Below are 13832 nucleotides of genomic sequence, written 5' to 3' on the forward strand. Positions count from 1 at the left end.
CGCGGTGCCTCGCTCAATAACGGATGCGCGGATCGAGCCACGCATACGCGAGGTCGACCAGCAGGTTGAACAGCACGGCGCAGACGGTGGTCAGCACGACGAGGCCGAGTACCAGCGTGTAGTCGCGGTTGATCGCGCCGTTCACGACGAGCTGCCCGAGCCCCGGCAGCGCGAACACCGATTCGGTGACGACGGCCGCCGTGATCGACGTGATGCAGACCGTGCCGAACAGCGACACGACCGGCATCAGCGCGGGCTTGAGCGCGTGGCGCAGCACGATCGTCGAGCCCGGCAGGCCCTTCGCGCGCGCGGTGCGGATGTAGTTGCTCGACAGCGTCTCGATCATCGAGCCGCGCATCACGCGTGCGAGCAGCGACACGTTGATGAAGGTCAGCAGCACGATCGGCAGCAGGCGGTACTGCCAGCCGCCGTCGCCCCAGCCGCCGGCCGGCAGCCAGCCGTTGCCGGCCGACGTCTTCAAGAGGATTGCGAAGATCCACACCAGCACCGGCCCGAGCACGAAAGGCGGCACGACGTTGCCGAAGTTGCCGATCAGCATCACGAAGCGATCGATCACGCTGTCGCGGCGCACGGCCGCGACGGTACCCAGCAGCACGCCGAACACGATCGAGATCGGGATCGACACCCCGCCCACGCCGAGACTCACGGGCAGCGCCTTCTTCACGAGATCGTTCACCGACCAGTCGACGTAACGGAACGACGGGCCGAGATCGCCTTGCAGCAGCGAACCGAGATACAGCAGGTACTGCTTCCACAGCGGCTCGTCGAGGTGGTACTTCGCGTTCAGGTTCGCGAGCGTCGCCGCGGACAGCTGCTTCTCCGTATCGAACGGACCGCCGGGCGTGAAGTGCAGCAGCAGGTAGCAGACGGTGATGACGGCGAGAATCGTCGGCACCGCCCACAACGTGCGTCTCAATGCGTAGGCCAGCATGATCGCTCCGCTCAGTGCTTGATCAGGTACATGTCCTGCGAAGCACGCATGTCGATCACGTTCTTCAGCGAGTAGCCGCCCACGTAGGGCTTCACGAGACGGTCCGCCGAGTACTGGAACAGCGGCACCATCGGCGTGTCGTTCATTGCCGTGTCATGCGCCTGCGTGAGCTGCGCGGCGCGCGCCTTGTCGTCGAGCTTCTGGTTGCCGTCGTCGACGAGCGTGTCGACCTGCTTGTTGCAGTAGCCGACGGTGTTCTGCGAGCTGCCGCAGCGGATCAGGTCGAAGAAGGTCATCGCGTCGTTGTAGTCGGCGAACCAGCCGTCGCGCGCGATCTGCACCTTGCCGTCATGCCGTTCCTTCATCAGCACCTTGAACTCGACGTTCTCGAGCTTCGTGTTGATGCCGAGCTTCGTCCGCCATTCCGATGCGGTGAACAGCGCGACCTTCTTGTGCAGGTCGTTGGTGTTGTACGTGAGCGTGAACGACAGCGGCTTCGCGTCCGAGTAGCCGGCCTGCTTCAGCAGGTCCTTCGCGGTCGAGATGCGCTTGGCCATCGGCCACGACGCCCACTCCGGCGTGAACGGCTGCACGCCCTTCGTGCCGTTCGGCATCAGGCCGTACATCGGCTTCTCGCCCGCCTGCGTGAGCTTCGACGTCAGCACGTCGCGATCGATCACCATCGACAGCGCCTGGCGCACGCGCTTGTCCTTGAGCGCCGCATCGCTGTTGTTCAGGTAGTAGTAATAGGTCGCGAGCTGCAGGCCCGGGCGCAGCTCGCCGCCGAACTGCTTGCTGACCTGCTGGAAGATGCCCGACGGGATCGAGTAGCTGTAGTCGATCTGGCCGGCCTGGTACATGCGCATCGCCGTTTCGTCGCTTTCGATCGGCAGGTACGTGACCTTGTTGATCACGACCTTCGGCGCGTTCCAGTACTTCGCGTCCTTCGAGATCACGATGCGGTTGTTCGGCTGCCAGTCGACGAGCTGGTACGCGCCGTTGCTGACGATGTTGCCCGGGCGCGTCCATGCGTCGCCGAACTTCGCGACGGTGTCCTTGTTCACCGGCGCGAGCGGCACCATCGCGGTCAGTTCGGGGAAGAACGCGACGGGCACGTCGGTCGTCACTTCCAGTGTGTACGGGTCGACCGCGCGCACGCCGAGCGTCGTCGGCGCAGCCTTGCCGGCGATGATGTCCTTCGAGTTCTTCACGAACTCGACGAGGATCGTGTACTTCGAGCCCGTCTTCGGATCGACGAGGCGCTGCCACGCATAGACGAAATCGGCGGCCGTCACCGGCTGGCCGTTGCTCCACTTCGCATCGTGGCGCAGCTTGAAGATCCACGTCTGCGGCGACTTGCGCTCCCACGACTGCGCGACGCCCGGCACGACCTGGCCGGCTGCATCGATGCGGGCGAGGCCTTCGAACAGGTCGAGGCCGATCGTGTTGCCGGTCCACGACTCGATGTGCGCCGGATCGAGCGACTCGACTTCGGCGGGCACCTGGCGCGTCAGGTCCTGTTGAGGAGCGAGCGCGACGTTCGACGGAACGGTCACGGCGTGAGCGGCGGGCGTCGTCAGGGCGAGCGCGGCCAGCACGGCCGACATGGCATGCAAGGATTTCATCGTGGCGGTCTTGAGAAGGTTGTTCGGTGAGCGATGCGCGGCGAACGCCGCGGTTACGCTTGAGACGCTGACGGGTACAGCGGTTGAGGAGGCCCGTGATTCTCGTATTGCATCTTAGTATTCCTTACGTTTCTTTCGACAGGTATTCCGTCTCCGAAACGAAGGAATACCTGTGCGTTAGAACAGCCGCGGCGTACCGACCCAGACCACCACCGACTCGATCTTCGCGGTGTTGACCCAGCTGTGCGGGACCGTCGACTGATAATGCGAACTGTCGCCGGCCTGCAGGACGAACGTCTTGCCTTCCAGCGTCAGCGACACTTCCCCTTCAATCACGTACAGGAACTCCTCTCCTGCATGTGTCGTCACTTCCGACCGCTTCTGCCCCGGCGGCATCCGCACGAGGATCGCCTCGAGCTGACGCCCTTCGGTCACGTTGGTCAGCCTCGCGAACAGGTTCGCCGAATCGGCGAATCCGAAGAAGCGCAACTGATCGCCTCTGCAGACCGAGCGTTCCTCGCTCGGCGTATCCACGAAGTACTGCACCGTCACGCCGAGCGCCTGTGCGATACCGGCCAGCGACGTCAGCGACGGCGACGCCAGCCCGCGTTCGACTTGAGACAGAAACGGCTTCGAAATCCCCGCGGCGGTAGCGGTGTCGTCGAGCGTGCGCTTGAGTCGTTGGCGCAACGCGCGGATCTTGCTGCCCAGTGCTGCGGCAGCGTCTGCCGACTGCGAGTTTTCAGTGGGGGGAACCATAGCAGGCCGAAAAGTGGTCGTCAAAAAATGTTTGATGGAAAGTAACTAAGTTAGATCGATTTGGCTTAGTCTTCGGGTTCGCACACGTCTTCGGTGTTGAGCCCGGTGCACTAAACAGGGCACGAGGCGAGCGAAACGACGCGCTATCTTGCCAGACTCGCCCGCTTCACAGGCAAGCTGCAAGCGGCTCTCCGGGAATTTGCGGAGAACGGGCGCGATTCTTACAAATAGATGATGAGACAAATATTCCTGAAAGCTGCTGCCATATCGGGAGTTTCCCTGAGTGGCGCGGACCTGACGCACCGGACCGGCAAACGTTACCATTCGCGCGCCGGTCGGGGTCGTGCACCGCCTTGCCTGGCGGCGTCCGACCCCGGCCCGGGCTAACCGCCCGACTGCTCCATCGCCGACGCAAAGCCTACCCGGCCACAGTGCTCCGGCGCCAGTTCGACCCCAAGGCGACGCGCGATCCGCGCCGTCCGTTTCAAACGAGATTGATGATGCACGCACCTGTTTCACAGACCCGATCGTTTACGACGGTCTTCCTTATCGAAATGTGGGAGCGCTTCGGCTACTACGGCATGGCCGCGCTCCTGGTCCTCTTCATGGTCGACCGGCTCGGTTTCACCGACAGCCATGCGAACCTGACCTGGGGCGCGTTCACCGCGCTCGTCTACGCGTCCCCGTCGATCGGCGGCTGGATCGGCGACAAGGTGCTCGGCGCCCGTCGCACGATGATCATCGGCGCGGCCGTGCTGTGCGCCGGCTACCTGATGCTGGCGGTGCCGAACGACGCGCTGGCATACATGTATGCGTCGCTCGGCGTGATCGTCGTCGGCAACGGCCTGTTCAAGGCCAACGCGGCGAACCTCGTGCGCCGCATCTACGAAGGCGACGATGCGCGCATCGACAGCGCGTTCACGATCTACTACATGGCGGTCAACATCGGCTCGACCGTGTCGATGCTCGCGACGCCATGGATCAAGGATCACTGGGGCTGGCACACCGCGTTCGCGGTCTGCTGCGCCGGGATGCTGCTCGCGATCCTGAACTTCATGCTGATGCACCGCACGCTCGCGCACATCGGCTCGCAGCCCGACGACGAGCCGATCCGCTGGAAGCGCCTCGGCGGCGTGGCGGCAGGCGGCGTCGCGCTCGCGCTGATTACGCTGTACGTGCTGCAACACAAGCAGCTCGCGGTCGCGAGCGTGTGGACGGCCGCATTCGCGATCCTCGCGATCTTCGCGTACATGATCGCGAAGTCGGAGCGTTCGGAGCGCGCGGGCCTGATCGCGGCGCTCGTGCTGATCGGCCAGGTGATCCTGTTCTTCATCTTCTACGTGCAGATGTCGACATCGCTGACGCTGTTCGCGCTGCGCAACGTCGATCCGCGCTTCATCCTGTTCGGCACGACGCTGTTCACGTGGAGCGCCGCGCAGTTCCAGGCGCTGAACCCGATCTGGATCATGATGCTGAGCCCGGTGCTCGTGTGGATCTACAACGCGGTGTCGAAGAGCGGCCGTGACCTGCCGGTCGCGGCGAAGTATGCACTCGGCTTCGGCGCCGTGGCTGCCGGCTACCTGGTGTTCACGATCAGCGGCCGCTACGCGGTGGACGGTCGCGTGTCGTCGTGGTTCATGGTGTGGGGCTACGGCCTCTACTCGCTCGGCGAACTGCTGGTGAGCGGGCTCGGCCTCGCGATGATCGCCCGCTACGTGCCGGCGCGCATGAGCGGCTTCATGATGGGCGCGTATTTCGTCGCGACGGGTGTGTCGCAGTATCTGGGCAGCGTCGTCGCGAACTTCGCGCAGATGCCGTCGCACGACCTGCCGGCCACCGAATCGCTGCCGCTCTACCTGTCGCTGTTCGAGAAGCTCGGCTGGCTCGCCGCGATCGGCATGCTGCTCGCACTTCTGCTGCTGCCGATGATGAACCGCCTGTCGCGTCAGCATCAGCGCTGCGCGGAAGAGCGCCGCGAGGAAGAAGCGGTTCAGGCGCAGGCGATGGCCTCGGCGCAGTAAGTACTATCCCTCGGCGTGCGGCCTGCACGCCACATTCTCCCGCCAGCGCGGCCAGCACGTCCTACACTGGTTGCAACGGCGCATCCGCTCCGTCGCGATGCGCACTGGCGGGAGAAGATCATGAAAAGCAAAACGACTCGGCTCTTGAGGATACTGTCGGACATCCGGCACGCGCAGCGCTGCACCGCATTGCGCGCCGCCCGGGCCGCGGCCGAAGCCGACGCGGTGCTCGCGGAGCAGGACGATCCGACGTCCGACGAACGCGACGACGCTGAATCCGACGACGCGACCGCCGTCCCCCGCTCCCGCATCGGCTCACCTCACTGACCGCACCGACGCCGCGCGGCGCGCTGCTTGCCGCCTCCGTGCTTCCGCGTTGCCCGCGCTTTCGCGTTACCCGTGCTTTCGCGCCGCTCATGCGGCCGCGCCGCGCCAGCGCGCGAACCACCTTCCCGAACCCGCCACGGCCATCATCAGCCCGATCGCGCATGCGTCGGCCGCGAGACCCACGCCGATATGCCGCAGCTCGGCGCCGTTCGCGACCGGATGCAGCAGCGAATCGATGACGAGCGAGATCGCCGCACCCGCGACGAAGCAGATCAGGCCGCGCCGGCCGACCGCGACGACGGGCTGCACGGCCTGCGCGATGCGCGCGATCCAGCCGCGGCGCACGCAATCGGCCATCAGCCACGCGATCGCGGCGAAGCTCACGATACGCGGCAGCGCGAGATCGCGCTTGAGCACGCCTTCCGGCACCGGCAGCCCCGAGAACAGCTTGTAGCTCGCGCAACCGAGTACGATCGCGCACGCGACGCCGGTCGCCGCGGCACCCCAGCGACCGAGCGCGACACGCCGGTAGAACGGCTGGCAGCGCGCGAGCACGCCGGCGACGAACATCAGTTGCCATGCAAACGGGTTGAAGCTCCAGCGGAACCCATCGGTATCCAGCAGCTCGGGGCCGAGCCAGCCGGCCGCGACCCACGACGTCGCGCTGAACGCGACGAGCAGCCACGGATGCCGACGCGCGAACGGCACGATCACCGGCGACGCCAGCGCGAACAGCACGTACATCGGCAGCACCGACGCGAGATACGGCTGGCGCTGGAACGTGAGCAGCTCGGCCGCGCCCGTGAGCGGCGACGCGAGCATCACGCTGACGTCGTCGAGCGCGAGGTTGGGCGCGTCGATCCCGTAATGGTCGAGCACGGCGGACACGACGAGCATCAGCGTCGACGTCGCGAGAAACGCGCGATAGATCTGCATCGCGCGCCGCACGAACCGCTGCTGCGCGGCGCGCGCGCCGTGCCGGTCGGCGATTGCGCCGTACGCGCTCGCGGTAGCGAAGCCGCCGAGGAACACGAACACCTCGGCTGCGTCGCACAGCGCGAATGCGTGGAGTGTCACGCGCGACAGCATGCTCGCGCCAATGTGGTCGACGACGATCATCAGCAGCACGATGCCGCGGAAGAAATCGACTTCGATCAAGCGGCCGCCGCGCGCCGGCGGCACCGAGACGGTGGGCGGCAGGCTCAACGACATGGCCGCACCGGCGGAGGATTCGGAAGGGAGAAGGCGAACGCGATCAGCGGCGATGCGCGTATGCTCGCATCGCGCCAACCCGGCCGGCCCGGCACGGAGATGACCGTTCATGGAAAAGCCGCATACGAAGAGAAGACGGTCAGGTCAGTCTAGCGGCCGGTCGGGGGATACCCTAAGTAACAAAGTGCAACGGAATCTTCTGTTCGATTACAGGCGTGACGTCGGCGATGCAAAGCTGGCAAGGCCGCCAGCCGGACGTCAGCGCGATGCCAGTTCGACGCCAGCATCGCGAGACTCGACGCAACGAACACACGATGCGCGGCACGTTCGTTGCCGCGGTCGCGCCGCCGAGCGACGGCGCTCAGCCGCGCATGGGCAAGCGCCGCATCAGCATCGCGCTGTGCCACGCGGTCAGCGCGACGGCGGCCCAGATCGGCCCGTACGTCGCGAGCTGCGCGACGCTCAGTGTCTCGCCGAGCAGCAGCAGCGACACCGCGACGAGCAGCACCGGCTCGACGTAGCCGAGGATCCCGAACAGCGCCATCGGCAGCATCCGGCTCGCCTTCAGGTAGCTCGCGAGCGCGAGCGTGCTGAGCACGCCGAGCCCCGGCAGCAGCATGGCCCACAGCAGCGGGTGGCTGGCGACCGGCGTCGCACTTGCCGACACCATCGCGAGCGCGACCGGGCACAGTAGCGCGATCTCGAGCGCGAACGCGGCGAGCGAATCGGCGTTGATCCGGCGACGCAGCACGAAATACGGCGGATAGCCGAGCGCGACGACGAGCGTCGGCCACGCGAACGCGCGCGTCGCCCACACCTCGTGCGCGACGCCGAGCGCCGCGCACGCGACCGCTGCCCATTGCAGCGGATCGAGGCGTTCGTGATAGTAGAAGCGGCCGACGAGCACCATCGTCAGCGGCAGCAGGAAATAGCCGAGCGACACTTCGAGCATGCGCCCGTGCAGCGGCGCCCACAGGAACAACCACAGCTGCAGCCCGAGCAGCGCCGCGCTCGCCGGCAGCGCGATCAGCAGGCGCCAGTCGCGCACGCTGCGCCGCACGAGTTCGACGAGCGCCGGCCAGCGGCCGCGCAGCGCGATCAGCGCGAGCGCGCCCGGTGCGGTCCACAATATGCGCCACGCGAAGATGTCGAGCCCCGTGAGCGGCGCGAGCAGTTTCGCGTAGGCGGACATCAGCGCGAACAGCGTCGACGCCAGCACCGACAGCATGATGCCGCGCCCGGCCTCCGGATACCCCGTCATGTTGTTTTCGCCTTACTGCTGCTGGAAGCGCTCGAAACGCTTTTCGATCGGACGCTCCTCGAACGTGACCTCGGTCACGCGTGCGGACGGCGGCCCGTGGCGCAGCCACGCGAGCATCCGGTCGATCTGCGCGCCGGGGCCCTGGATCATCGCCTCGACGCTGCCGTCCTCGAGATTCGCGACCCAGCCGCGCAGCTTCAGCGCGTGCGCCTCGCGCACCGTCGCGTGACGGAAGCCAACGCCCTGCACGACGCCGCGTACCCGCACGTAGTAGGTCTCGATCCGTTCGTCCAGTTCATTACGGCTCATCGCGTCGCCCTCCCGTAGCATTCAAGCCCGGCATTGTAGTCGCGTCGGCCGCTTCGCACACGTGCCCGGCAAGCCGGCCGCACGCGGCGGCCGTCGCCCGCTGCGGCCGCCGTGCGGCGCTCGCGTCGCCGGGCGCGCCGACCACGTACAATCTCGCCGACGCACAACCGCCGCGCCGCCCGCGCGCGGCCCTGAAGGAAACGCATGACTGATACCTCCCGCGATCTCGTTCTCGTCACCGGCGCGTCCGGTTTCGTCGGCTCGGCCGTCGCACGCATCGCGCAGCAGAAGGGCTATGCGGTGCGCGTGCTGGTGCGCCCGACCAGCCCGCGCACGAACGTCGCGGATCTCGACGCCGAGATCGTCACCGGCGACATGCGCGACGAGACGTCGATGCGCGCCGCGCTGCGCGGCGTGCGCTACCTGCTGCACGTGGCGGCCGACTACCGGCTGTGGGCGCCGGATCCGGACGAGATCGAGCGCGCGAACCTCGAGGGCGCGGTCGCGACGATGCGCGCCGCGCGTGCCGAAGGCGTCGAGCGGATCGTCTACACGAGCAGTGTCGCGACGCTGAAGGTCACGAGCGCAGGCGATCCGTCCGACGAAAACCGCCCGCTGACCGCCGAGCAGGCGATCGGCGTGTACAAGCGCAGCAAGGTGCTGGCCGAGCGCGCGGTCGAGCGGATGATCGCCGACGAAGGGCTGCCGGCCGTGATCGTCAACCCGTCGACGCCGATCGGCCCGCGCGACGTGAAGCCGACGCCGACCGGCCGCATCATCGTCGAGGCCGCGCTCGGCAAGATTCCCGCGTTCGTCGATACCGGGCTGAACCTCGTGCACGTCGACGACGTCGCGCACGGCCACTTCCTCGCGCTCGAGCGCGGCCGCATCGGCGAGCGCTACATCCTCGGCGGCGAGAATCTGCCGCTGCAGCAGATGCTGACCGACATCGCGCAGATGACGAACCGCAAGGCGCCGACGATCGCGCTGCCGCGCTGGCCGCTCTATCCGCTCGCGGTCGGTGCGGAGGCCGTCGCGAAGTTCACGAAGAAGGAGCCGTTCGTGACCGTCGACGGCCTGCGGATGTCGAAGAACAAGATGTATTTCACGTCCGCGAAGGCCGAACGCGAGCTCGGCTACCGCGCACGCCCGTACCGCGAAGGACTGCGCGATGCACTGGACTGGTTCGCCTCGGCGGGCTACCTGAAGTAACACAAAGCGGCGTGCGTCACGCCGCTTTGCGCACTTTGTTACACGTCGCTGACGGACCGGCACCGGCGCAGCGGTTAAAATCGCGGGTCTTACGCAGAGAAGACACGCATGAACCTGAACGAACAGATCGATTCGCTCAACGCGGGCGTCGATCGGCTCCTCCACGATCACCATGCCGCGCAGCAGGCGGCACGCAGCGCGGAAGCGTTCGCGCGCGCCGCCGCCGCGGAAGCCCAGGCCGCAGCCGAACGTCACGCCGCCGCCGAGACCGAAGCACTGGCCGCCGCGCAGCGCCACACGGCCGCAGCCGCCGACGCCGAGGCCGCGCAGCTGCGCCACGCCGACGCCACCGCCGAGGCCGAAGCCGCCGCCCAACGCCACATCGAAGCCGCCGCACAGGCCGAGGCCGCTGCCCAGCGGCACGCCGAGGCGACCGCGCTGACCGAAGCGCTCGCGCAGCGTCATGCGGATGCCGAAGCCGCGTCGCAGCGTCATGCGGCCGCGATCGCCGAAGCCGAGGCCGCCGCGCAGCGTCATCACGCCGCCGCGACCGAAGCGGATGCAGCCGCGCAACGTCATGCAGCGGCCACCACGGAAGCGGAAGCCGCCGCGAAGCGCCACGCAGCCGCGATCGCCGAGGCCGAGGCACTCGCGCAACGTCACACGCAGGCGATCGCCGAGGCCGAGGCGCTCGCGCAACGTCACATGCAGGCGATCGCCGAAGCGGAAGCCGCAGCGCAGCGCCATGTCGAGGCAACCGCCGAAGCACAAGCCGTCACGCTGCGTCACACCGAAGCGATCGCGCAAGCCGACGCGGCCGCGCAACGCCACGCGGCGGCGACTGCCGAGGCCGAGGCCGTCGCGCAACGCCACGCCGAAGCGATCGCACAGGCCGAAGCGGCCGCCGAGCGTCACGCGAAGGCGATCGCCGACGCGGAAGCGCTGGTCGAAGCCGTCGTGAAGGACGCCGCGACGAACGCGGCGGTTGTGGCAGCCACACCGGCCGTCGCGGCTGAAGTCGCCGAACCGGTTGTCGAATCCGCTGCCGAGCCGGTGGCGGACGCAGCCGCGGCACCGTCCGCCGAGGCCGGCACCGCCGTCGTCGCGCCGGCCGCCGGCACCGCAATCGAAGTCGCCCCCGCTGCCGAAACAGCGGACGCCGCCGCGGACAAGCCGACGTTGCACGTCGCTCGCCCGTCGCAGAACGAACTGACGCTGACCGTCAACGGCCAGTCGATCACGCTGCATCCGGAGCAGCTCGGCCAACTGATCGAGGAACTCGCGCATGCGCGCGCGTCGATGCAGCCGGAACCGCCGCCGGGCATCCCGGCCGGCTGGCGCTTCGTGACGACGAAGAACCCGATGATGGCCGTGCAGAAGCAATCGAACGGCGACCGCCTGCTGGTCGCGCGCCACACCGGCTACGGCTGGGTGCCGTTCACGTTCTCGCCGGACGTCGTGATCCAGATGTACATGATGCTGACGCAGCGATAAGCACGCGTGGCGACGCCGTAAACGACAAAGCCCGATCGACTCACAACCGATCGGGCTTTTTGCATTCCGGAATCCGGCCGAACGACCGGCATCCGCCGGCGCGTGTCAGCGCTCCACCGGCGCCTGCACGCGCGCCTTCCACTGGCCGCCCTTGCCGCGCCAGTAGCGCCACGCCGACGCGAACGTCGCGCCGACGTAGAACAGCGCGACGAGCGGCAGCGCTGGCGCCCACAGAGGCGAGCGGCGGTAGTAGCGCAGCATCGGCGCATAGGCGGTGCACATCGACGCCCATGCGAGCCACGCCGGCCAGGCGCGCGCGCCATACGCAAGCGCGGCGACGGGCGGCACGAGGTAGATGATCGTCATGCCGAGCAGCGTGCCGGCGAGCAGGAGCGGTGAATAGTGGAGCTGCGTGAACGCGGTGCGCGCGATCATGTTCCAGATGTCGCGCCAGCTGTCGTACGGACGCAGCGACACGCTGCGATCGGCCAGATCGAGCCGGATCGGATGCCGGCCGCTGCCGCGATGCTTGATCTGCGCGGCAAGGCTGCAGTCGTCGATCAGCGCGCCGCGGATCGATTCGATGCCGCCCGCCTCCTCGAGCGCGCTGCGCTTGACCAGCATGCAGCCGCCCGCGGCGCCGGCCGTCCGGTTGCGCGGATTGTTGATCCACGAGAACGGATAGAGCTTCGCGAAGAAGAACACGAACGCCGGAATCAGCGCCTTTTCCCAGAAAGAGTCGCAGCGCAGCCGTACCATCAGCGATACCAGATCGCGCTGTTCGGCCTGCGCGCGCGTGACGAGCTGGGCGACGGCGTCTGGCGGATGGCCGATGTCGGCATCGGTCAGCAGCAGATAGTCGGCCGGCAACCCGAGCGTGCGCACCGCGGCGATGCCCTGCGACTGCGCCCACACCTTGCCCGACCAGCCAGCCGGCAGCGGCTTCGCGGCCAGCACCGTCAGGCGATCGGCGCGGTTGATCGCGAGCGCGGCCGCGCGCGCCGCGTCGGCGGTGCCGTCGTCGCTGTGGTCGTCGACGATGATCAGATGAAAGTCGCCCGGATAATCCTGCTCGAGCAGCGACGTCGCCGCGCGGGCGATCACGTCTGCCTCGTTGCGCGCCGGCACGACCGCGACCACGGCCGGCCAGCCGGCCTCGGCCGCGGCGCCGCGCGCCTCGGGCGGCAGCGCCCGCGCGGGGCGCGCGCGCCAGAAGCCCCCACGCGCAACGAGCAGCACGATCCAGATCAGCAGTGACAGGCCGGACACCAGGAACGTAATTGCCAGCATCATCGGCACGCCTCCTGCCGGATGCCGGCGCGAGCGGCACCGGATCGTCCGGCCATAATCAGGGTCGGAGTAAAAACACCCATGACCGCATCGGCGGCAGGGCAATATGCGTAAGAATCGACGGTCATCGAATGGCCTTGAAATGAGCGCGACGCCGGGCAGCCGGACAGGCTGCCCGCGAAACCGCGCAGTTTACCGGGTTCCGCGACCGCGAGCGCCGACGCGGCTCTGCGGCGAATGCAACACGGCCGATACGGCACCAGAGCAAGGACGGCGCGATAGGGTTAAAATGCGCGATTAATTCGGGGTTCCGGGGCCTGGCCTGGCCGGTTCGTTTCCTGCCTTCATAACATCAAGCCGGGGCGAGCGAGCAGTGCCAGCTCCTCGAACCCCGGCGTCTGTCGTCGGAGTTCGCTCACTTATGCGAGTCATCCTTGCCCAGCCCCGCGGCTTTTGTGCGGGGGTTGTCCGTGCGATCGAGATCGTCGATCGCGCGCTGCAACAGCACGGCGCGCCGGTCTATGTGCGTCATGAGATCGTGCATAACCGGCATGTCGTCGAAAACCTGCGTAATAAAGGGGCACGATTCGTTGAGGAGCTCGACGAGGTGCCGCATGGCGCCGTGGCGATCTTCAGCGCGCACGGTGTCGCCCAGACGGTCGAACGCGACGCCGAAACGCGCGGGCTCGACGTGCTGGACGCCACCTGCCCGCTCGTCACGAAAGTGCACGTGCAGGGCCGCCAGTACGTCGCGGCGGGCCGCCGGCTGATCCTGATCGGCCATGCGGGCCATCCGGAAGTCGAGGGCACGATCGGCCAGATTCCGGCCGAGGTGATCCTCGTGCAGAGCGAGGCAGAAGTCGCTACGCTGACGCTGCCGATCGATACGCCGGTCGCGTACGTCACGCAGACGACGCTGTCGGTCGACGACACGCGCGGCATCATCGAAGCGCTGCAGCGCCGGTTCACCGACATCGTCGGCCCGGACACGCGCGACATCTGCTACGCAACGCAGAACCGCCAGGCCGCCGTGCGCGAGTTGAGCAGCCAGGTCGACGTGCTGCTGGTCGTCGGTGCGACGAACAGCTCGAACTCGAACCGCCTGCGCGAGATCGGCACCGAAAGCGGTGTGCCGAGCTATCTCGTCGCCGACGGCTCGGAAGTGAAGCCCGAATGGTTCGCGGGCGTGCAGACGGTCGGCCTGACCGCCGGCGCGTCGGCGCCCGAGGAAATGGTTGAGGATGTAATCGGCGCGCTGCGCGCGCTGGGGCCCGTCGATGTCACGACGATGACGGGCCGTGAGGAAAAAGTCGAATTCAAGTTGCCGGCGAAGCTTACGCAAGCTGTCGCCCGCGAAGTTTAAGGAGGAC

General features: G+C 67.5%; 12 protein-coding genes. 5 read left to right on the top strand and 7 right to left on the bottom strand.

Annotation, left to right across the window (positions count from 1 at the left end):
- Positions 1-13: 13 nt before the first annotated feature.
- From LGM71_RS14770 to LGM71_RS14780, 3 genes are all read right to left on the bottom strand, one after another.
- Positions 14-952: an ABC transporter permease subunit gene (locus LGM71_RS14770; protein ID WP_059598913.1), complete on the bottom strand. Its 939-nt coding sequence runs from the start codon at positions 950-952 to the stop codon at positions 14-16.
- Positions 953-963: 11 nt separating this feature from the next.
- On the bottom strand, positions 964-2577 hold the full coding sequence (locus tag LGM71_RS14775) for a peptide ABC transporter substrate-binding protein (RefSeq protein WP_124624504.1): 1614 nt from the start codon (positions 2575-2577) through the stop codon (positions 964-966).
- A 177-nt stretch (positions 2578-2754) separates the two neighbouring features.
- The gene (locus tag LGM71_RS14780; RefSeq protein WP_059448921.1) at positions 2755-3336 is read right to left on the bottom strand and encodes a cupin domain-containing protein; all 582 of its coding nucleotides are present in this window, start codon (positions 3334-3336) and stop codon (positions 2755-2757) included.
- A 497-nt stretch (positions 3337-3833) separates the two neighbouring features.
- Here LGM71_RS14780 and LGM71_RS14785 point away from each other — a divergent pair, with 497 nt between their 5' ends.
- Together LGM71_RS14785 and LGM71_RS14790 are read left to right on the top strand one after the other, a co-directional pair.
- The gene (locus LGM71_RS14785) at positions 3834-5357 is read left to right on the top strand and encodes a peptide MFS transporter (protein WP_059680248.1); all 1524 of its coding nucleotides are present in this window, start codon (positions 3834-3836) and stop codon (positions 5355-5357) included.
- A 120-nt stretch (positions 5358-5477) separates the two neighbouring features.
- The gene (locus LGM71_RS14790; RefSeq protein WP_059598910.1) at positions 5478-5684 is read left to right on the top strand and encodes a hypothetical protein; all 207 of its coding nucleotides are present in this window, start codon (positions 5478-5480) and stop codon (positions 5682-5684) included.
- A gap of 87 nt (positions 5685-5771) precedes the next feature.
- Here the strand turns inward: LGM71_RS14790 and LGM71_RS14795 are convergent, their stop codons facing one another.
- The 3 genes from LGM71_RS14795 to LGM71_RS14805 all read right to left on the bottom strand — a co-directional run bounded on the left by LGM71_RS14795 (position 5772) and on the right by LGM71_RS14805 (position 8466).
- Positions 5772-6896, bottom strand: coding sequence for an OpgC domain-containing protein (locus tag LGM71_RS14795; protein ID WP_226115241.1), 1125 nt, complete (start codon positions 6894-6896; stop codon positions 5772-5774).
- 361 nt (positions 6897-7257) lie between these two features.
- Entirely contained in the window at positions 7258-8157 is a 900-nt protein-coding gene (gene rarD, locus LGM71_RS14800) for an EamA family transporter RarD (protein WP_059598908.1), read from the bottom strand.
- 12 nt (positions 8158-8169) lie between these two features.
- A complete protein-coding gene (locus tag LGM71_RS14805) occupies positions 8170-8466 on the bottom strand; it encodes an acylphosphatase (RefSeq protein ID WP_012367074.1) in 297 nt (98 codons plus the stop codon).
- Between the two features lie 204 nt (positions 8467-8670).
- Here LGM71_RS14805 and hpnA point away from each other — a divergent pair, with 204 nt between their 5' ends.
- Entirely contained in the window at positions 8671-9678 is a 1008-nt protein-coding gene (gene hpnA, locus LGM71_RS14810; protein ID WP_124624515.1) for a hopanoid-associated sugar epimerase, read from the top strand.
- A gap of 108 nt (positions 9679-9786) precedes the next feature.
- A complete protein-coding gene (locus LGM71_RS14815) occupies positions 9787-11172 on the top strand; it encodes a phage tail protein (protein ID WP_226115242.1) in 1386 nt (461 codons plus the stop codon).
- A 105-nt stretch (positions 11173-11277) separates the two neighbouring features.
- Here LGM71_RS14815 and LGM71_RS14820 read toward each other — a convergent pair whose 3' ends face one another.
- A complete protein-coding gene (locus LGM71_RS14820) occupies positions 11278-12465 on the bottom strand; it encodes a glycosyltransferase (RefSeq protein WP_059680243.1) in 1188 nt (395 codons plus the stop codon).
- A gap of 418 nt (positions 12466-12883) precedes the next feature.
- On the opposite strand from LGM71_RS14820, the gene ispH reads away from it, so the two are divergent.
- Complete coding sequence (gene ispH / locus LGM71_RS14825) at positions 12884-13825, top strand: 4-hydroxy-3-methylbut-2-enyl diphosphate reductase (protein WP_059598904.1); 942 nt, start codon at positions 12884-12886, stop codon at positions 13823-13825.
- The last annotated feature ends 7 nt before the right edge of the window (positions 13826-13832 follow it).

The organism is Burkholderia sp. AU33545, assembly GCF_020419685.1.
Classification (GTDB): Bacteria; Pseudomonadota; Gammaproteobacteria; order Burkholderiales; family Burkholderiaceae; genus Burkholderia; species Burkholderia diffusa.